We start from the raw sequence: 19,622 nt of genomic DNA, 5'->3' as shown, positions 1-19,622 counted from the left end.
TATTATCAACACTCTTTATTCAGAGTCTTTCTTTTCAGGCGCTTCGCTAGAAGTCGCTTCTGGAGAGCTAGACTTTTCTGCATCTTTCGCAGCGTCCGTTGCTTCTTCTTTAACTTCTGGCTTTTCTTGAGGCTTCTCGCTGTCTTCAGGTTTGCTAGTTGAGTTATCACTCCAACCCGCAGGCTCACGAATTTCAGCTTTGCGCTCCATTAAATCATCAATTTGACGAGCATCAATGGTTTCATACTTCATCAGCGCATCTTTCATCGCATGCATGATATCCATGTTTTCTTGAAGAATCTTCTTCGCACGGTCATAGTTGCGGTCAATGATTTGACGAACTTCATCATCAATCAGCTTCGCCGTATCATCAGATACATGCTTAGTCTGAGTCACGCTACGACCAAGGAACACCTCACCTTCATCTTCTGCATACAGTAGAGGACCAAGCTTTTCAGAGAAACCCCATTGAGTAACCATCTTACGAGCAATATCAGTTGCACGTTCAATATCGTTTGACGCGCCTGTTGAGACTTTATCAGCACCGTAGATAAGCTCTTCCGCTAGACGACCACCGTACAAGCTAGAGATCATAGACTCTAGATGCTGGCGAGACATGCTGACACGGTCTTGCTCTGGTAGGTACATAGTCACACCCAACGCGCGACCGCGTGGAATGATCGACACCTTGTACACTGGATCGTGCTCAGGTACTAAACGACCAACAATTGCGTGACCCGCTTCGTGATAAGCCGTTGACTCTTTTGTCTCTTCAGACATAACCATTGAACGGCGCTCGGCACCCATCATGATTTTGTCTTTCGCTAATTCGAATTCAACCATAGAAACGTTACGCTTGTTACCGCGCGCAGCAAATAGCGCCGCTTCGTTGACTAGGTTTGCTAAATCAGCACCAGAGAAGCCTGGTGTACCACGAGCGATTAGAGAAGGCTCTACGTCACCTGCTAGAGGGACTTTACGCATGTGTACTTTTAGAATCTGCTCACGACCACGTACATCTGGCAATCCAACCACCACTTGGCGGTCAAAACGACCAGGACGTAGCAACGCTGGGTCAAGAACGTCTGGACGGTTAGTTGCAGCGATTACGATGATACCTTCGTTACCTTCGAAACCATCCATCTCTACTAGCATTTGGTTTAGTGTTTGCTCACGTTCATCGTGACCACCACCAACACCAGCACCACGCTGACGACCTACCGCATCGATTTCATCGATGAAGATAATACAAGGCGCTGCTTTCTTAGCTTGTTCGAACATGTCACGTACACGAGATGCACCGACACCCACAAACATTTCTACGAAATCTGAACCCGAGATGGTAAAAAACGGTACTTTTGCTTCACCAGCAATGGCTTTCGCTAGAAGCGTTTTACCAGTACCAGGAGGACCAACCATTAACACACCAGTAGGAATCTTACCGCCCAGTTTTTGGAAGCGGCTTGGATCACGCAAGTAGTCCACCAGCTCTTTCACGTCTTCTTTTGCTTCGTCACAACCAGCGACGTCAGCAAAAGTTGTCTTGATTTGTTCTTCGCTCATCATTCGAGCTTTGCTCTTACCAAAAGACATGGCGCCTTTACCGCCGCCGCCTTGCATTTGACGCATGAAGAAAATCCATACACCAATCAGTAAGATCATTGGGAACCAAGAAATGAAAATAGTACCAAGCAAGCTTTGCTCTTCTGGAGGCGTGCCCTGAACTTTCACGTTTTGGTTAATTAGGTCATCTAGAAGCTTTTGGTCATACACTGGCATGTAAGTGACCATTTTGGCACCGCCGCCACGACGAACAAAGCTAATTTCACCGTCTTTAAAAGTTGCTTCTTGAATCTGGCCTTGGCCAACTTCCTGTACAAACGTGGTGTAATCCACGGTTCTGCCATTGCTTTCTCCAGGGCCAAAGCTCTGGAATACCGACATCAATACGACGGCGATAACAAGCCACAGAATTAAATTTTTTGCCATGTCACTCAAGGTGTAAGCCTCTCGATAACTAATTGTAATTAAAGGTAGGGTACTACAGTTCATTCACTGTAGCTATAGTGTTAACACGCTCTCAAGAGAGCAAAATGGTTAACCTTTGTAACCAGTGGCTACAACAAAGACTTCTCGAGAGCGAGCTCGCGATGAGTCTGGTTTTCTAATTTTTACGGCTTTAAACATGTCTCGGACTTCTTTCACATACTGATCGAAGCCTTCCCCCTGGAAAACCTTTACGACAAAGCTACCATTAGGCGCTAGAACTTGTCGACACATATCTAAAGCCAATTCAACTAAATACATAGCACGAGGTTGGTCAACAGAGTTATTTCCCGCAATATTAGGTGCCATGTCAGACATTACTACGTCTACCATTGAAGGTTGGATTCTTTCTAGCAAAGCTTCCAATACTGCATCATCGCGAAAGTCGCCTTGTAAAAAGCTGACACCTGCAATCGGGTCCATAGGAAGCAAATCACACGCAATGATCTGACCACTGTCTCCTACTATCTTAGCAGCATATTGAGACCACCCGCCCGGTGCCGCACCCAAATCGACGACTGTCATCCCAGGCTTTAACAATTTATCTTTCGTTTGAATCTCATCGATCTTGAAATAAGCACGTGAGCGATAGCCTTTTTTACGAGCCTCATTCGCGTATTTATCATCAAAGTGTTCTTTCAACCAACGACCAGAACTAGCCGAATGTTTTTGTTTACTCATTTTAATCCCAACAAGGCGCAAATTGGAGCTATTGTTTTAATAGGCGCTACCTATTACTCAATAAATTATAGTCTTCAGCAATAGATGGCGTTAAAATAGCTTTTTTCAACCCTTATTTTAAAGAAAATTGGCCGCGTAATGAACCTAAGCACCAAACAAAAGCAGCACCTTAAAGGCCTAGCTCACAGTTTAAAACCTGTCGTGCTAATGGGCGCAAATGGACTTACAGAAGCCGTGCTAGCAGAAATTGAAATCGCTCTTAACCATCACGAACTAATCAAAGTAAAAGTTGCTTCAGAAGATCGTGAAACAAAACAGCTAATCATCGACGCTATCGTACGTGAGACGGGCGCAGAAAAAGTTCAGACTATTGGTAAAGTGCTTGTGCTGTACCGCCAGTCTGAAGAGCGTAAAATCGAAATCCCTCGTAAGTAATTCTACTTACGTTGCTGAAGAAAAAAGGTCGCCATTGGCGACCTTTTTGCGTTTTATTGGAGTAACAGACTACTCTCAACGACTTAGATGTACTCTACTCGGTCGATTTCGAAGTCTTTCGCGCCACCCGGAGTTTGAATAGCAACCTCATCGCCTTCCATCTTACCGATCAAGCCACGAGCAATTGGTGAGCTTACTGAAATACGGCCAGCTTTAATGTCTGCTTCGTCATCACCAACAATTTGGTATGTTTTTTCTTCTTCGGTGTCGATGTCAATCAAGGTTACGGTTGAACCAAAAATAACTTTACCCGTGTTCTCCATCTTCGTTACATCAATAACTTGAGCAACTGACAGTTTGTATTCAATGTCACGGATTTGTGCTTCACAGATACCCTGCTCTTCTCGAGCGGCGTGATATTCTGCGTTCTCTTTTAAATCACCTAACTCACGAGCTTCAGCGATTGCCTCTGAAATTTGAGGACGTAGTTTAAGTAGACGATCGAGTTCTGCACGTAGCTTTTGCTCGCCACGTAGTGTCATTGGAACTTTTTCCATTTTATAACCTCAAGCCCAAATGGGTCTTTGGACAAAAAAAAGCCCACCCTGCCATAGGGCTGGGTAGTGCGCTTAAAGATGTATTTCATTTAGTGTAAACAAACTCCCGGACGAAATCATCTTAATTCGAAAGGCTGTAAGACTATGCACTTTCGGCATAATGATATAAGTCACTTTTAGAACGATTCTAGAGTGCATCACTGTCGCAATTTGTTGAAAAACAACACTGTTCATTACACCAAAAACATCAAAAAAGATAAAAACTAATCAATGTCAGACGAATGTTATAGCCACAAAATGCCATTTAAAACAAAAAGTTAAATCAAAAACCAGAACAATCGAACAGTGTTCATCGATACGATTTATATCATTTTACTAACTCATACGGAAACTTTAGCAGTAAAACATGTCCAGCGAGTTGTTAGATCAAAGGCTTACAAGGGCGAATTATACCGCTCATTGGCCGATTATAGACCAACAACTTGTGAGAGATTACCTCTCCCCCATACAACAATGATTATGGACAGCTAACTAGGACAAATAAGATGAAAAAGACTCTAATTGCTCTTTCTGTATCTGCAGCAGCTATGGCAACTGGCGTAAACGCAGCTGAACTTTACAACCAAGACGGCACTTCTCTAGAAATGGGCGGCCGTGCTGAAGCACGTCTATCTATGAAAGATGGCGACGCTCAAGACAAATCTCGCATCCGTCTAAACTTCCTTGGTAAACAAGAGATCAATGACAACCTATACGGTGTTGGTTTCTGGGAAGGTGAATTTGAGACTGCTCAAAACGGTACTGTAGACGGCGACGACAAGAGCGATCTAGAAACTCGTCTTGCTTACGCTGGTCTTGGCGGTGCTTACGGTGAGTTCGCATACGGTAAAACTGAAGGTGCACTAGGCGTTATCACTGACTTCACAGATATCATGGCTTACCACGGTAACTCTGCAGCAGACAAACTAGCTGTAGCAGACCGTACAGACAACATGATGGCTTACAAAGGTCAATTCGAAAACCTAAGTGTTAAAGCAAGCTACCGCTTCGCTGACCGTGTAGAACAAAACGGTGAATACTCTGATAACAAACAAGACGGCTACTCTCTATCAGCTATCTACGCTGTAGCGGACACTGGTCTTGAGCTTGGTGCTGGTTACGCAGACCAATACGATGCAAACGAGTACATGCTAGCTGCATCTTACACAATGTCTGATCTTTACTTCGCTGGTATCTTCACAGATGGCGAAAAAATGACTGACACATTCAACAACACTGTTGATTACACTGGTTACGAGCTAGCGGGTGCTTACACGCTAGGTCAAACAGTATTCACAACAACGTACAACAATGCAGAAACTAACAACGAAACTTCTGCAAACAACTTCGCTGTTGATGCTTCTTACTACTTCAAACCTAACTTCCGCGGTTACGTTTCTTACAACTTCAACCTAATTGACGCTGGCGATAAGTTCGGCTCAACTAGCGGTAAGACAGTTGCGAACAAGATCGATGCTGAAGACGAGCTAGCTCTAGGTCTACGTTACGACTTCTAATTCCGGTCTTTGACTAGAATATCGAATGCCCGCTTCAAGCGGGCATTTTTTATACTCCATTTTAAGCCGCGCGCCTTTCTCTCATGTCTCATTCCTGATGACATATAAAGCATTTCTTTAGTTACCTAGCATATTGAAAGGACTTGCGTATACTCAATCACATAACTCACCTTAGAAAGTATCATTATGCGTTTACGTTGGCCCTTGCTCATATTCTCTTCATTACTTTCTGCTTTTTCACAAGCGTACCCTCATCAAGAAGTGTTGCCGGAAGGCTCTCGCATCAGTTTAGTCGCGGAAAAACTCAGTGAGAATGCTGAACTTGACGGTGTTCATCCTACCGAACAATTATTCCCACCAGCCAGTACATTAAAAATCGTCACAGCATTAGCGGCGAAGTTAGAGCTGGGTGATAACTTCCGCTTTCGAACCAAGCTAGAAGCGTCGGGCTCAGACGCAGTGATTTACTTTGTCGGCGATCCAACGCTCCAAACCAACGATTTAAAATCACTTCTTACCCTAGCCAAGAAAAATGGTTTAAAACGTATTGACGGTGACTTATGGCTCGATAACAGCGCATTCACTGGTTACAACCGTGCAGTAGGCTGGCCGTGGGATATCTTGGGAGTTTGCTACAGCGCTCCGGCATCGACCATCACACTCAATAACAACTGTGTGCAGGCTTCTATCTATACGCAAAAAGACGGTGGGACTCGAGTCTACGTACCTGAGCATCAACCTATTCGTGTAACAAGTACTGTCGAGACCGTTTCTAAAACCATTAAGAAAAGTCGTCATTGCGATTTAGGCTTAGTCGCAAACCCTGATAACAACTACAAACTAACTGGATGCTTAGTTGAGAGGGAGAAACCATTGCCACTTAAATTTGCCGTTCAAGATCCCGAACTTTATACCAGCCATAGATTGGCAGCTTTGCTTAAGCAGCTCAATATTGAGTTGTCAGGAAAGATTAGGATCGGCTCGGCTCCGGAAAAACAGCGCAAGCTAATCGCCATGCATCAATCAGAAGCATTACCAGACATTCTGGAAGAGATGCTTAAAAACTCTGATAACTTGATTGCAGATACATTAACCAAAACACTTGGCGCTAAGTTTTTTGTTCAGTCAGGTAGCTTTGCCAACGGTACAGAGGCGATCAAGCAGATCATTTTCGCCAATACTGGTATTGATATTCGTAATGCGCGCCTAGAAGACGGCTCAGGACTTTCACGAAACAATCGTATCTCCGCCACCAAAATGGCGGAAATTCTTCGTTATATTTGGAAGCACGAAGACGAGCTTAAACTGATCGCTATCATGCCGAAATCAGGTGAATCCGGCACATTAAAGTACCGACAAAGTATGCGAAAACTGCCAATTAAAGGACAGCTGATCGCGAAAAGTGGCTCTCTCTACGGGACTTACAATATGGCTGGATATGGCTTGGATAAAAATGGTCAACCTAACACCATTTTTGTTCAGTTTGTTTCAGACTACTTCCCAGAAAAAAGGGACGATAACACGCCTGTCATCGCCCCAATCACACATTTTGAGCAGCTTTTTTACAATGATATTGTGAACTTTAGTCAGGCAATACCTAAGAAATAGTTCACCACGTTAAAGTAAATCCACATTCCTGAAATATCGACGATAGACGCAAGAACTGGACTCACCAATACCGCTGGGTCCATCTTGCAAGCTCGTGCAATAATTGGTAGCAGTCCACCTAATGTTGTAGAAATTGTTACTTGGATGAATAACGCAACCGCTATTGCCAATGCGATATCGGTAAGTTCAAAGCCCCCTGTTGATTGACCGGCACTAAATAACATAATGCGTCCAATCATCACGATAGCGATAGCTAACGCAATAAATAGAGCAACGCGGCTCTCTTTCCACAAAACTTCTAACCATTGGCGTTTTTTTAGCTCTCCAGTTGCAAGAGCACGAATCACCAAAGTTGCAGCTTGTGTTCCTGTATTACCACCAGCCGCAGCGATCACAGGCATGTACACCGCAAGCAAAACGAGCTGGCTAAGGGTGTCTTCATACTGAGCAATGATCAAACCCGACACAATCCCTAAAAGGGCCAGTGCAATGATCCACCCAATACGCTGCTTCACGTGCCCCAAAACACTAGTCGATAAATAACCATCAGGTGTATCAACTTCAGACATATGCAAACCCAATTGGTGAGCATAATGACGTGCGCGTTTGTCATGGCCTGCTTGCTCAAGTTGAGCAATAAGACTATTCACATAACCGACAGAGCAATGCTGCAAAATACCTACCGCCTCATCAATCGGCATGATCGTAAGCAAATGGATTTGTTGCTCTTGCTCATACTGCAAAAATGCATTGCGAGCTGCACCAATTTCTACTTCAGAAAAGTTTGGTGTTGTTTCAATAAAAGTGTTGTTCATTACCGTCATGGCGAATCTCCCGATTGGCATTGGTAACGACCATCGACAAGGCACGCAAAGTCAATCTTGCATACTTAAAGTCACACAACAATTAAGATGCACAGAGAAAACCAATGCGGATGCACTGTCTATTCAGAATGTATGAAGGAAATAACGAGAAGAAAATTAGAAAAGATGCCTCACCACTTAGGTAAGGCGGAGATCGCCAATACCGAAGCGGGTTATTTCGCTCCCTTGCTCTTACTCACCCAACGACTGGGAGGATGGTCGGTATTGTTCATGTAAATCTCCGATAACGCTGCCATTATTGGCAGCGAGAGTATAGTAGCAAAGTTAAACATGTTTGGAAGTTTTACTTTGCCTTTTTCGCTAAATTTTTATACAAAAAAAGCGCCCATCAGGCGCTTTCATTTGCAGCGATTATTGATTACTGAATAGTAATACGTGCAAATTTACGTTTGCCTACTTGGAACACGTAAGTACCCGCTGCTGGAGCAAATTTGCTGTCCGCAATTTTTTCACCGTCTATCTTCACAGCGCCCTGCTTAACCATACGCATCGCATCTGACGATGATGGGCATAAGCCAGCTTCTTTCAACAGATTGCTCACTGGGCGACCTGCATCAAAATCAAATTCTGGCATTTCATCAGGAATTTGGTTCTTCGCAAAACGGTTTACGAATTCTTGCTCTGCCGCATCTGCATCAGCTTCACTGTGGAAACGAGCAATAATTTCTTTTGCTAGCAATACTTTGATGTCACGAGGGTTTTTGCCCGCTTCTACATCAGCTTTGAATTGAGCAATCTCTTCCAGAGGACGGAAAGATAGCAGCTCATAGTAGCTCCACATTAGGTCATCAGAAATAGACATGATTTTACCAAACATTTCGCTTGGCGCTTCGCTGATACCGATGTAGTTGTTTGCTGACTTAGACATCTTCTTCTCGCCATCAAGGCCCACTAGAAGAGGCATCATCAGTACAACCTGTGGTTTTTGACCGTGAGACTTTTGCAGTTCACGACCCATTAGCAGGTTGAACTTCTGGTCAGTACCACCAAGCTCAACGTCAGTTTCCATTGCTACTGAGTCCCAACCTTGTAGAAGTGGGTACATGAACTCATGAATAGCAATTGGCTGACCACCCGCGTAACGCTTTTTAAAGTCATCACGTTCTAGCATACGAGCAACGGTTTGGTTTGCAGCAAGACGAATCATACCTTCTGCACCAAGCTCAGATAACCACTCAGAGTTGAACTGAATCTTAGTTTTTGCAGGGTCTAAAATTTTGAATACCTGCTCTTTGTAAGTTTCTGCATTACGCAATACGTCTTCGCGGCTTAGCGGTGGACGTGTTGTGTTTTTACCTGTTGGGTCACCAACCATTGCAGTGAAGTCACCAATTAGGAACGTCACCTCATGACCTAGCTCTTGGAACAAGCGAAGCTTATTGAAAATAACCGTATGACCTAGGTGAATATCTGGAGCCGTAGGATCCGCACCCAATTTAATACGTAGAGGACGGTCTTCTTTTAGTTTTGCGATAAGCTCTTCTTCTGGAATCAGCTCTTCAACACCGCGCTTAATCTCGGCTAGTGCAGCTTCAATGCTCGCCATTCTTGTTCACTCCCACAGATTTGGCAAAAATATAATAGCTGAACATATTACTTGAATAGCGATGCATTTTGAAACACGTTAGACTAGGTAGTTGTCAATTTTTCCGTTTAATTTAGCAATCAAGTACCTCATGCATTCGATTTTTGTCCGACTTCCACTCTTGCACAAAGTATTGATCGGTTTTTTTAGTGCGCTGATTATCTTCGCGCTCTTCTTTTTACCTGATCCGCAAGACCTAGACCCGCAGCAGAGCCGATTAAAAGTTGGTCAACATTATCCTGTGCCAGTTTCCCTAGAACTCAGTGCACTAAACAGTTCGTCTCCAGCGTCCTCCGCTGTACTGCGTTGGGAAACGTACAAAGTGAAAAATGGTGAGAGTGCCGCCATCTTGTTTAGTCGCGTGGGGCTTTCTGCCCGCCTATTGCATGAGCTTGTCTCATCAGACAAAGAAGTGGAAAAGCAATTAACCCGACTTCGACCAGGCGATCGATTGCAATTCGGTTTTGATGAAAACAACGACTTAGTACAGTTAAGAAGAACATTAAGCGCATTCGAAACTTTTCGTATCACGTTAAAAGACGGCAAATACGTCTCAGAAGTCGATAAAAAAGAAGTCGACTTCCAGTACAACTACGCTGAAGCCACCATCAAATCAAACTTTTGGAATGCGGGAATCTCTTCAGGATTAAATGGAAACCAAATCATGGAACTGGCCGGCATATTTGGCTGGGATATCGACTTTGCTTTAGATATTCGTAAAAACGACAGCTTCCGAGTGCTTTACCAAGAGGAAGTGGTAGAAGGTGAAGTGATTGGACGCGGAAAAATCATTGCTGCGATATTTAAAAACCAAGGCGATACCTTCACCGCAATACTGGATCAGAAAAGTGGCAAGTATTACGACGAAAATGGACGAGCAATGAAAAAAGCGTTCTTGCGCGCGCCGTTGGATTTCCGTCGAGTTTCGTCTAACTTCAACCCACGCCGCTTACATCCAGTGACGGGGCGCGTTCGCCCTCATAGAGGCACGGACTATGCGGCACCAGTCGGCACCCCGATTTGGGCGGCAGGCGATGGTGTCGTTCAAAAATCGTCTTACAACAAATTTAATGGTAACTACGTTTTCATTAAACATAGCAATACTTACATTACCAAGTACCTGCACTTAACCAAACGTACGGTACGAGCGGGTCAACGCGTTAAACAAGGTCAAACCATTGGTACGCTTGGCGGAACAGGTCGTGTAACAGGCCCTCACTTGCACTATGAGTTCCTTGTGAATGGTGTCCACAAAAACCCGCGTACGGTGAATTTGCCACAGTCTAAATCCCTAACAGGCAAAGCGAGACAAACTTTCATGGCAAACGCAAAAATTAGCATGGACAAGCTTGAGCGCTACAGCAAACTGTTAGCAATGAAGTAAATTGATGCATTGAAAAGGGCAGCTCAGCTGCCCTTTTTGTTTCTTTAATATCATCACGATGAAGCTTACTTTTCGGAGTGATGCTCTCTCCCGAGCATGAGCAAGCATGGTGTCAGAACCAGTGTTAGCAAAGTCGCAAACGCCAATCCACCCGCGACAGCCGTCGCAAGTTGAGACCACCATTGAGTGCTTGGCGCGCCAAATTCCACTTTTTGGTTAACTAAGTCGATGTTCATTTCTAGCACCATTGGCAATAAGCCTAGTATGGTGGTCACCGTCGTGAGTAAAACGGGTCTTAAACGCTGCACACCTGTACGCAAAATCGCCTCAGATTTCTCTAAGCCACGTTTACGCATCTGATTGTAAGTATCGATTAATACGATGTTGTTATTCACAACAATACCTGCAAGCGCAATCACCCCTATTCCCGACATGATGATGCCAAATGGCTTTTGGAAAATAAGCAATCCAGCAAAGACCCCAACGGTAGAAAACAACACAGCACTGAGGATTAAGAAAGCTTGATAAAAGCTATTAAACTGCGTAATTAAAATCAGAGCCATCACACCAAGCGCGACAATAAAAGCATTTTGTAAGAATGCTGATGAGTTTTCCTGCTCTTCATTTTGACCCCGAATCTTATATTCAATGCCTTCCGGTAAGTCGAGCTGTTCCATTCCAGCGGCAATCTTCGGTAGCTCAAGCGCCAAATTGTAACCTTCCACCATGTCTGCTTTGATATTGATAACTCGATGGCCGTCTACACGACGAATGGTATCTTGCTTATGATCTGGCTTAATTTGAGCAAAGTTCGTGATTGGCACCAGACCAGCTGCCGTTTTCACTCTCAGTTGATCAAATCGACCTATGTCGCGCTTATCTTGCGGATAGCGCACCAAAATATCGACTTCTTCATCCGCATCATCGGGCAAATAATCGCCTATTTTCAAACCGTTCGTAACAAACTGGACGGTATTCCCGACTAAGGTAGCATCCGCTGCAAAGCGAGAAGCGTCATCTCGCTGGATATCAATTTGCCAATCAATCCCTTCCTTATTAGTGGTATCACTCAAGTTGGTCAGTGCAGGATTACCATCAGCCCAATGTCGTACTTGTTTGGCCGCTTCATCTAACGCACTAACACTCAAGTTTCGTGATGACACTTCAATCACGAGATCATGCTCGACAGGCGGTCCTGCGTCCGGGAATTTATACTCAAGTTCAACACCATAAAAGCGATCTGTCGTCTTTTTTAGTTCCTCAATAATGGTTTTCACTTTGCGTCGATACTGCCAATCCACAGGCGTTATTTGAATCTGGCCAATCTCGTCCCCATTATCGCTCGACCCCGTGCGCGTGTAGACACTTTCAAACTCGTCATGACCGAGCATCACCTTCTCGATTTCGCGCATAACAACATCTTTTTCGTGAATAGACAGGTCACCATAAGAACGAACTTTAACGGTAAAAAAGGCAGGGTCCACTTCAGGGAAAAACTCTGCACCCAAGCCAGCTTTGTTGTAAGTGAAGCCGACACCTGCCGCTAGCAGTATCGCGCTGAATAAGACTTTCCATGGATGACGAATCGCTACCGACAGAGTCTGGTAATAAAGCTTGGTAATGCCTGTCGCTTTTTCAAAGTTGCCGTTATGCAGCTCAACCATTTCTCGCTGAGCTTTCTGATTGACTACTTGAGGCTTGCCAATGATCCCACCAATGACAGGAACGAACAGCAACGCCATCATCAGCGAAGCGGCCAAGGTAGCAATTAAAGTAAGTGGTAAGTACTTCATGAACTCACCTGTGATGTCTGGCCAGAAAAGTAACGGAGCAAACGCAGCCAATGTGGTTGCAGTGGATGCGGTAATTGGCCATGCCATCCGCTTTGCTGCATCTCGATAGGCTTCTTTACGTGGCGTACCTTCTTGCATGCGCCTGTCAGCAAACTCTGTCACCACAATGGCACCATCCACCAACATGCCCACCGCCATAATTAAGGCAAACAGTACGACGATATTGACCGTAAGCCCAAATACCGATAACACCAACAACCCAGTCAAGAACGATCCCGGAATAGAAATCCCCACGAGAAGCGCGGTCCTAACCCCCAATATAGCAATAATGACGATCACTACGAGGATAATTGCGGATAAGATATTGTTTTGTAGATCACTGAGCATCAATTTGACATCGTCGGATTGATCCCAAGTGTATTTGACTTGCAAATTGTCGGGCCACTCGGCTCGCTGTTGTCCCTGAGCCAGTACTTCTTTTACCAGCTCGACCGTTTCAATGATGTTTTCCCCTGCCCGTTTTTTTACGTCCAAAACGATGGCAGATTCACCATCTAAACGAGCAAAACTTTCAGGGTCGCGAAATGCACGTCGTACTGTCGCCACATCGCCAAAGGTGATCACCTCTTTGCCATTCACTTTGATTGGCAGTTCAAGCACATCTTTCAGTGAATCAAACACCGATGGGACTTTTACCGAAAAGCGTCCATACCCAGTATCGACAAATCCCGCTGCAACCACTCGGTTATTCAAGGCGATTAAATTATAAATATCCGCTTGATCGAGACCGTAGCTTTCCATCAATAGCGGATCGACAACTATTTCCACGATGTCTTCGCGATCCCCTGCGATTTCAACCTCAAGAACCTGACGGAAACTCTCCAAACGATCACGTAGCGTTCTGGCAATCTGTACAATGGTCCGCTCTGGTACGGTGCCATATAGAACAACAGTCAAAACAGGCTCTTCAGATGCAAACGTGACTTCATTTACCGTTGGCTCATCACTGTCCTCTGGTAATTTTGGCTTCGCAAGGTCAACGGCGTCTCGGACATCTGCCATCGCTTTATCAAGATCCACTCCAACACTAAATTCCAGCGTCACCGAAGCATGACCTTCTGATGCCACAGAGGTCATCTCTTTTACGCCTTCAATAGAGCGCAACTCTTGCTCTATTGGGCGAACTAATAAACGCTCGGCATCGACGGGAGAAATGCCTTGATGCCCAACAGAAACGTAGATAATAGGAATGGTAATATCAGGGCTCGATTCCTTGGGGATTGTGACGTAAGTAATGACACCGGCAATTAAGATCATCACCAGTAATGTCAGCATGGTGCGAGCGCGGGATAACGCAGCATCAATCAGAGTGTACATAAGTGCTCCTTACTGCTCACTAGCCGCTTCAACAACTACGTCATCAACTTTGTTGGCCAGCACCTGATCGCCATCGCGTACAAACCCTTGCCCCAGCACGATAATATCGGCTCGTTCTCCTAACCCAGAGAGCCAAACGCCATCATCTTCGGCCTTAACGAGCTGAATCGGAACAAATTCAACATGCTCATTACGCAGTGTTTTAACACCTAAATTACCTTCTTCATCGAGTGCTAGCATTGCAGCCGTAATCTTTACCGCCAACACTTCACTCAACGGCAGCTGTACTTCAGCGCTCATACCGGCCGGAATTCTTGCGTCTTGGTTATCAATTTCGATTTCAATTGGAAAGGTGTTAGTAGAAGCAGAAGAAACACGCCCAATGTAGCGTACCCGACCTTGATAATGCTGTTGGTTAATGGTTCTTACATCGGCTTGTAGACCTTCCTTAAGGTATTGTATGTGCCGCTCACTGACATCGGCTTCAATCACCAAAGTATCCAAATCAATGACCGTCGCAATAGGATCGCCAATCCCTACAAAGTCTCCTAACTCAACAAAGTGGTGATCAACAATGCCATCGAATGGTGCTTTCACCTCGGTATTTCTTAATGCCGTTTGCACGTTGCTCAAATTCGCTCGAGCATCCACCAATGCCGCTTGTGCTGTCGCAAACGCAACTTCGCCCTGTAGTCCGCGACTTTTTAGCGACTGAGCTGCATTAAACTCTTTCTCTTTAACCAACAGCATCGCCTGAGCCCGCTTGAGCTGAATACCAAGATCGCGCTTGTCGATGCTTGCGATCACTTGCCCCTGCTTGACTGTTTGACCTTTTTCTATATTGAGGCTGACTATTTTACCGGCGACTTCAGCGCCAAGGCGCGCTTGACGATTGGGGGCAGTCCGTCCATACAGTTCGATGGTTTTACTTGTGGGTTCAGCAATAAAAGTATCAAACATCACCTTTGCAAGTGGCGTGGTGTTCGTTGAAGAGGATGAAGAATTGAGATTATCATCTTGTGCTTTCAGTTGACCGATTGCCAGCCATGCAACAAGAAGCAATATGAGGATAAGAGATACTAGCCACGGGCGCTCGACAATGCGACGTCCGAAAGACGATCCAGACATATAAAGTCCTTTTTATTATTTCTCTGCATATTCTGCGAGAGCGACTTTACGTGACATCCTTCTACGTAAAGTTCAGGCAGCCACTGGCTGCCTGATTAGTGTTAATTACACACTGAACGATGCACCACAACCACATGTTGTCGTTGCATTTGGGTTGTTTACAAAGAAGCGCGCTCCTTCTAACCCTTCTGTGTAGTCAACAATGCCGCCAACGAGATATTGCAGACTCATAGGGTCTACAACCAGTGTTACACCACTGTTTACGATTGTCGTATCGCCTTCGTTTACATTTTCATCAAAAGTAAAGCCGTATTGGAAGCCGCTACAGCCGCCACCAGTAATGTATACGCGCAGTTTCAATGCTGGGTTTTCTTCTTCAGCAATCAATGCTTTAACGCGAGATGCTGCTGCGTCAGAAAAAGATAATGGTACGTTTACTTCGCTCACGAAGACCTCTCTCACTCGTGTAATGCGTCAAGCCTGAAGCAAGACGTCAAATTTGTGCTAATTGAGACGATTATCCAATACCTGACAAACTCGTTCAAGTATTCACCGCCGATTCTTTATAACAGATGCGGATATATAAGATTACACTGCGAAACAACACATAAATTAAGCAAAACGTTTCTAACTTGATTATAGCTAGGTACAATGCGCTCCACTTGGTCCGAGCAATCAAAAGAGGATAACCCCATGACCAAATCATCAGAGCTGTATCAAAAAGCTCAGCAAACCATCCCTGGCGGTGTCAATTCACCAGTTCGTGCATTCAACGGCGTTGGCGGCTCTCCGCTATTTATCGAACGAGCAGACGGTCCACTGATTTTTGATGCCGATGGTAAAGCGTACATTGATTACGTTGGCTCTTGGGGTCCAATGATTCTTGGCCACAACCACGCGGTTATCCGCGAAGCCGTCATTGACGCAGCGCAACGTGGCCTTAGCTTCGGCGCGCCGACAGAACTTGAAATCGCGATGGCAGAGTTAGTTTCTGAACTTGTTCCATCAATGGAGCAAATCCGCATGGTAAGTTCTGGTACCGAAGCGACTATGAGCGCGATTCGCCTTGCACGTGGCTTCACTGGTCGCGACAAGATCATGAAATTTGAAGGTTGTTACCACGGCCACGCTGACAGCTTGCTAGTCAAAGCGGGCTCTGGCGCATTGACCCTTGGTCAACCAAGCTCTCCTGGCGTTCCTGCAGACTTTGCTAAGCACACACTAACTGCAACATTCAACGACCTAGATTCTGTACGCGAGCTATTCGCTGCTAACAAAGGCGAAATCGCTTGTATCATAGTTGAGCCAGTTGCAGGCAACATGAACTGTATTCCACCAGTGGAAGGCTTCCACGAAGGTCTACGTGAAATCTGTGATCAAGAAGGCGCGCTACTGATTTTTGATGAAGTTATGACAGGCTTCCGTGTGGCACTTGGTGGCGCACAAGCGCACTACAACATCAAGCCAGACCTAACGACACTGGGTAAAGTGATCGGTGGTGGTATGCCAGTGGGTGCTTTCGGTGGTCGTAAAGAAGTAATGCAATATGTTGCGCCAACGGGTCCGGTTTACCAAGCGGGTACGCTTTCTGGCAACCCTGTCGCAATGGCTGCAGGCTATGCATGTTTGAACCTTCTTAAAGAAGAAGGCAACGAAAAACGTCTAGCTTCAAAAACCAAACAACTAGCAGATGGCTTTAAGTCTCTAGCAGAGAAACACGGTATTCCTCTGGTTGTGAACCAAGTCGGTGGCATGTTCGGCTTCTTCTTCACTGACCAAGAAAAAGTGACTTGCTACGAAGACGTAACGAAGTGCGATGTGGAACGCTTCAAGCGCTTCTTCCACTTAATGCTCAAACACGGTGTCTACCTAGCGCCTTCAGCGTTCGAAGCGAGCTTTACTTCCCTTGCTCACGGTTCAAAAGAAATCGATGCCACGCTAGAAGCGGCTGACCGCTGTTTTGCAACTCTTGCAGAAGAAGTAAAATAATCGCTTAAAAGCTGCGATAACTAATTTAAAAAAGGACCATCACGGTCCTTTTTTATTGCCAATTCAATATAACCAATACTGCTAAAACACCAATAACAATGCCAAACCACGGTATTCGTTTGGCTTTTTTCTCGGTTTGACACTTTTTATCACCGTTGCAACAACCCATAGTTCATCTCTTGATTGATAACCGACTGATTTGTGGTCATTATAACAAGGTATATTGCTCTGCTCTAATTCGGCATTGTCATAAGGTTGAAAGAGTTAAGAGTGCAAAGTAATAAAGGTTCAACGCCATCTTTGAAGGCGAAAACCGTAAACGTCACCTGTAAGTTGGACTAATCTCATGCCAAATAATGTAAAAATAACGTCGAGTCACCGAGTGCTAATGGTCGCTTTACTCGCCGCTGCTTTTGCTTGCTACTTATTGGTTGAGCCATACATCAATTCCATTGTGATGGCTTTTATCATTTCTTTGCTCATGTTTCCGGTACACGAATGGTTTGAGCGGAAAATTCCCAAGCACCCCAATATGGCCGCGCTGCTGTCATGTGTCGTCTTGACGTTTATTATCGTTATCCCACTGCTATTTGTATTTGCAGCCATTGTTCAACAAGGCTCTGTTTTTTCACAAAATACGTACAACTGGGTCACTAATGGCGGCATCCAAGATATATTCCAACATCCTTTCGTTATCAAAGGTTTAGCTATAGTTAATGAGTACTTACCTTTCGATAAAATCGAGCCAAAAGCCATTGCGGAAAAAATTGGTCAATTTGCCACATCGTTTGGCTCTAACCTAGTTGCTATCAGCGCCAAAATTTTAGGAGACGCCACCAACTTCCTAATGAACTTCTTCCTGATGCTGTTTGTGCTGTTTTTTCTGCTTCGTGACCACGACAAAATTATCTCTGCGATTCGTCATATTCTGCCACTCTCACGTAGCCAAGAAGACCGCATATTGACAGAGATAGAGCAAGTTTCTAAATCAGCCGTGATGGGCTCATTCATGACAGCGATTGCTCAAGGTCTGGCTGGCGGTATCGGTATGTGGCTCGCTGGTTTCCCGGGGTTATTCTGGGGAACGATGATGGGCTTTGCATCATTCATCCCTGTGGTCGGAACCGCACTAATCTGGATTCCTGCAGCGGCGTACTTGTTCTTAACAGGCGATATGACTTGGGCTATCTTCTTGACGGTGTGGAGTGTGGTCGTCGTTGGTTCTATTGATAACCTATTGCGTCCGCTGCTAATGCAAGGCAGCGCAGGCATGAATACCCTAATGATTTTCTTCTCGTTACTGGGTGGTCTGCATCTATTTGGATTGATCGGCCTGATTTACGGTCCACTGATTTTTGCCGTGACAATGGTACTGTTTAATATCTACGAAGAAGAATTCAAAGACTTCCTCAACCAGCAAGACAACAGCTAGTCACAGCTTAATCACTTCAAGCTTGGGGCAGATTGTGCGAAAATCTGCCCCAATTATTTCTGATGAACCCAATTTATGTCTGCTTATATCGCTCCTAGCCAAATAGCTCAGCGTCAGCTCGAGTACTTCAACGGAAAACATGTTTTAGTTGCAGGTGAAGTCGAAGATCTCTTTCCACTTGAACTGACCAAACACTGTGAATCTGTGGAAGTCTTCACTTCAAACTACAGCTTCTACCGTCAAATTCGCACTCATAACAAGGTTAAAAGCCATTTTGGTTCTGAGTTTAATACTGAGACACAAGCAGACATGGTGCTTTTGTACTGGCCTAAAGCCAAAGCCGAAGCCGAATACCTTCTGGCGATGTTGATGGCGAAACTAGGCGTGAACACTGAAATTGTAGTGGTTGGCGAAAACCGCTCAGGTGTTAAAAGCATCGAGAAGATGTTCAAAGAGTATGGCCCGGTCAATAAATACGATTCCGCTCGTCGTTGTTCATTTTACTGGGGCACTTGCCTCAATGAACCAAAGCCGTTCAATCAAGCAGACTGGTTTAAAACCTATACGGTCACACTTGGTGAGCAATCACTGACTGTTAAGAGTTTGCCTGGAGTATTCAGTCATGGCGAATTCGATTTAGGTAGCCGCCTATTACTCGAAACCTTACCTACTCTATCAGGTAAAGTCCTCGACTTTGGATGTGGTGCTGGGGTGTTAGGTGCTTTCATGGCAAAAGCCAATCCAGAAATTGCGATTGAGATGTGTGACATTAACGCGTATGCCATCACATCGAGTCAAGCCACACTAAAAGCCAATGGATTAACCGGCCATGTATTCGCCTCTGATATTTACTCAGACACTGCCGACGATTATCGTTTTATCATCAGTAACCCACCTTTCCACAGTGGTTTAGATACGAACTACAACGCAGCAGAAACACTCTTGGGTCAGGCTCCAAAGTATCTCGATAACCATGGTGAAATGATCATTGTCGCGAATAGCTTCTTAAAATATCCACCAATTATTGAGCGAGCGTTTAATAATTGCGAGACGCTAAATAAGACCAATAAGTTTTCTATCTACTACGCGAAAAAGTCATAATCTTCCCTCGCGCAGGTACAAACCTGCGCGATTTTTTCTCAAAAACTCAACACTCATAAGAAAAAC

At 44.9% G+C, this 19,622-nt stretch carries 15 protein-coding genes; 7 read left to right on the top strand and 8 right to left on the bottom strand.

Annotated elements, in window-relative coordinates; all coding sequences use genetic code 11:
• Positions 1–15 precede the first annotated feature (15 nt).
• Both ftsH and rlmE read right to left on the bottom strand, forming a co-directional pair.
• Positions 16–1,989 (bottom strand): ATP-dependent zinc metalloprotease FtsH, encoded by a 1,974-nt coding sequence (ftsH, locus tag L3V32_RS06235; RefSeq protein ID WP_237283988.1) that lies wholly within the window; start codon positions 1,987–1,989, stop codon positions 16–18.
• 108 nt (positions 1,990–2,097) lie between these two features.
• Positions 2,098–2,727, bottom strand: coding sequence for a 23S rRNA (uridine(2552)-2'-O)-methyltransferase RlmE (gene rlmE / locus L3V32_RS06230; RefSeq protein ID WP_005388985.1), 630 nt, complete (start codon positions 2,725–2,727; stop codon positions 2,098–2,100).
• A gap of 138 nt (positions 2,728–2,865) precedes the next feature.
• Here rlmE and yhbY point away from each other — a divergent pair, with 138 nt between their 5' ends.
• Positions 2,866–3,162 (top strand): ribosome assembly RNA-binding protein YhbY, encoded by a 297-nt coding sequence (gene yhbY, locus L3V32_RS06225; protein ID WP_005380066.1) that lies wholly within the window; start codon positions 2,866–2,868, stop codon positions 3,160–3,162.
• Positions 3,163–3,245: 83 nt separating this feature from the next.
• Here yhbY and greA read toward each other — a convergent pair whose 3' ends face one another.
• Positions 3,246–3,719: a transcription elongation factor GreA gene (gene greA, locus L3V32_RS06220; protein WP_005380065.1), complete on the bottom strand. Its 474-nt coding sequence runs from the start codon at positions 3,717–3,719 to the stop codon at positions 3,246–3,248.
• Positions 3,720–4,264: 545 nt separating this feature from the next.
• Here greA and L3V32_RS06215 point away from each other — a divergent pair.
• Entirely contained in the window at positions 4,265–5,275 is a 1,011-nt protein-coding gene (locus L3V32_RS06215; RefSeq protein WP_114323598.1) for a porin, read from the top strand.
• A 186-nt stretch (positions 5,276–5,461) separates the two neighbouring features.
• Positions 5,462–6,883 (top strand): serine-type D-Ala-D-Ala carboxypeptidase, encoded by a 1,422-nt coding sequence (dacB, locus tag L3V32_RS06210; protein ID WP_114323599.1) that lies wholly within the window; start codon positions 5,462–5,464, stop codon positions 6,881–6,883.
• Here dacB and L3V32_RS06205 read toward each other — a convergent pair.
• Positions 6,862–7,707, bottom strand: coding sequence for a magnesium transporter (locus tag L3V32_RS06205; protein WP_203343389.1), 846 nt, complete (start codon positions 7,705–7,707; stop codon positions 6,862–6,864). The two genes, dacB and L3V32_RS06205, sit on opposite strands and share 22 nt — an antisense overlap.
• A 418-nt stretch (positions 7,708–8,125) precedes the next feature.
• Positions 8,126–9,313, bottom strand: coding sequence for a tyrosine--tRNA ligase (gene tyrS / locus L3V32_RS06200; RefSeq protein ID WP_065645535.1), 1,188 nt, complete (start codon positions 9,311–9,313; stop codon positions 8,126–8,128).
• 130 nt (positions 9,314–9,443) lie between these two features.
• Between tyrS and L3V32_RS06195 the strand changes: the two genes are divergently transcribed.
• Positions 9,444–10,736 carry a peptidoglycan DD-metalloendopeptidase family protein gene (locus L3V32_RS06195; RefSeq protein ID WP_065645536.1) on the top strand — a complete coding sequence of 431 codons (1,293 nt, stop codon included), beginning with the start codon at positions 9,444–9,446 and terminating at the stop codon, positions 10,734–10,736.
• A 65-nt stretch (positions 10,737–10,801) separates the two neighbouring features.
• Here the strand turns inward: L3V32_RS06195 and vmeK are convergent, their stop codons facing one another.
• The 3 genes from vmeK to erpA all read right to left on the bottom strand — a co-directional run bounded on the left by vmeK (position 10,802) and on the right by erpA (position 15,481).
• Positions 10,802–13,906, bottom strand: coding sequence for a multidrug efflux RND transporter permease subunit VmeK (gene vmeK / locus L3V32_RS06190; protein ID WP_237283987.1), 3,105 nt, complete (start codon positions 13,904–13,906; stop codon positions 10,802–10,804).
• Between the two features lie 9 nt (positions 13,907–13,915).
• Positions 13,916–15,034 carry an efflux RND transporter periplasmic adaptor subunit gene (locus tag L3V32_RS06185; RefSeq protein ID WP_237283986.1) on the bottom strand — a complete coding sequence of 373 codons (1,119 nt, stop codon included), beginning with the start codon at positions 15,032–15,034 and terminating at the stop codon, positions 13,916–13,918.
• A 105-nt stretch (positions 15,035–15,139) separates the two neighbouring features.
• A complete protein-coding gene (erpA, locus tag L3V32_RS06180; protein ID WP_005380031.1) occupies positions 15,140–15,481 on the bottom strand; it encodes an iron-sulfur cluster insertion protein ErpA in 342 nt (113 codons plus the stop codon).
• A 246-nt stretch (positions 15,482–15,727) separates the two neighbouring features.
• On the opposite strand from erpA, the gene hemL reads away from it, so the two are divergent.
• The 3 genes from hemL (at position 15,728) to rsmC (ending at position 19,556) form a co-directional block, all read left to right on the top strand.
• Complete coding sequence (gene hemL, locus L3V32_RS06175) at positions 15,728–17,023, top strand: glutamate-1-semialdehyde 2,1-aminomutase (protein WP_203346944.1); 1,296 nt, start codon at positions 15,728–15,730, stop codon at positions 17,021–17,023.
• Positions 17,024–17,369: 346 nt separating this feature from the next.
• On the top strand, positions 17,370–18,455 hold the full coding sequence (locus L3V32_RS06170; RefSeq protein ID WP_048625951.1) for an AI-2E family transporter: 1,086 nt from the start codon (positions 17,370–17,372) through the stop codon (positions 18,453–18,455).
• A 75-nt stretch (positions 18,456–18,530) separates the two neighbouring features.
• The gene (gene rsmC / locus L3V32_RS06165; RefSeq protein ID WP_005394693.1) at positions 18,531–19,556 is read left to right on the top strand and encodes a 16S rRNA (guanine(1207)-N(2))-methyltransferase RsmC; all 1,026 of its coding nucleotides are present in this window, start codon (positions 18,531–18,533) and stop codon (positions 19,554–19,556) included.
• Positions 19,557–19,622: the final 66 nt, after the last annotated feature.

The organism is Vibrio sp. J2-4, assembly GCF_021728155.1.
GTDB lineage: Bacteria > Pseudomonadota > Gammaproteobacteria > Enterobacterales > Vibrionaceae > Vibrio > Vibrio diabolicus.
The sequence above is the reverse complement of the archived record's forward strand: the minus strand, read 5'-3'. Positions and strand labels throughout refer to the sequence as shown.

What these genes read in the sequence shown, in the direction of transcription:
- ftsH (WP_237283988.1), bottom strand. Translation starts at nt 1,989, where the DNA reads ATGGCAAAAAATTTAATTCTGTGGCTTGTTATCGCCGTCGTATTGATG.
- vmeK (WP_237283987.1), bottom strand. Translation starts at nt 13,906, where the DNA reads ATGTACACTCTGATTGATGCTGCGTTATCCCGCGCTCGCACCATGCTG.
- yhbY (WP_005380066.1), top strand. Translation starts at nt 2,866, where the DNA reads ATGAACCTAAGCACCAAACAAAAGCAGCACCTTAAAGGCCTAGCTCAC.
- L3V32_RS06170 (WP_048625951.1), top strand. Translation starts at nt 17,370, where the DNA reads ATGCCAAATAATGTAAAAATAACGTCGAGTCACCGAGTGCTAATGGTC.
- greA (WP_005380065.1), bottom strand. Translation starts at nt 3,719, where the DNA reads ATGGAAAAAGTTCCAATGACACTACGTGGCGAGCAAAAGCTACGTGCA.
- L3V32_RS06185 (WP_237283986.1), bottom strand. Translation starts at nt 15,034, where the DNA reads ATGTCTGGATCGTCTTTCGGACGTCGCATTGTCGAGCGCCCGTGGCTA.
- L3V32_RS06215 (WP_114323598.1), top strand. Translation starts at nt 4,265, where the DNA reads ATGAAAAAGACTCTAATTGCTCTTTCTGTATCTGCAGCAGCTATGGCA.
- hemL (WP_203346944.1), top strand. Translation starts at nt 15,728, where the DNA reads ATGACCAAATCATCAGAGCTGTATCAAAAAGCTCAGCAAACCATCCCT.
- rsmC (WP_005394693.1), top strand. Translation starts at nt 18,531, where the DNA reads ATGTCTGCTTATATCGCTCCTAGCCAAATAGCTCAGCGTCAGCTCGAG.
- L3V32_RS06205 (WP_203343389.1), bottom strand. Translation starts at nt 7,707, where the DNA reads ATGACGGTAATGAACAACACTTTTATTGAAACAACACCAAACTTTTCT.
- rlmE (WP_005388985.1), bottom strand. Translation starts at nt 2,727, where the DNA reads ATGAGTAAACAAAAACATTCGGCTAGTTCTGGTCGTTGGTTGAAAGAA.
- tyrS (WP_065645535.1), bottom strand. Translation starts at nt 9,313, where the DNA reads ATGGCGAGCATTGAAGCTGCACTAGCCGAGATTAAGCGCGGTGTTGAA.
- L3V32_RS06195 (WP_065645536.1), top strand. Translation starts at nt 9,444, where the DNA reads ATGCATTCGATTTTTGTCCGACTTCCACTCTTGCACAAAGTATTGATC.
- dacB (WP_114323599.1), top strand. Translation starts at nt 5,462, where the DNA reads ATGCGTTTACGTTGGCCCTTGCTCATATTCTCTTCATTACTTTCTGCT.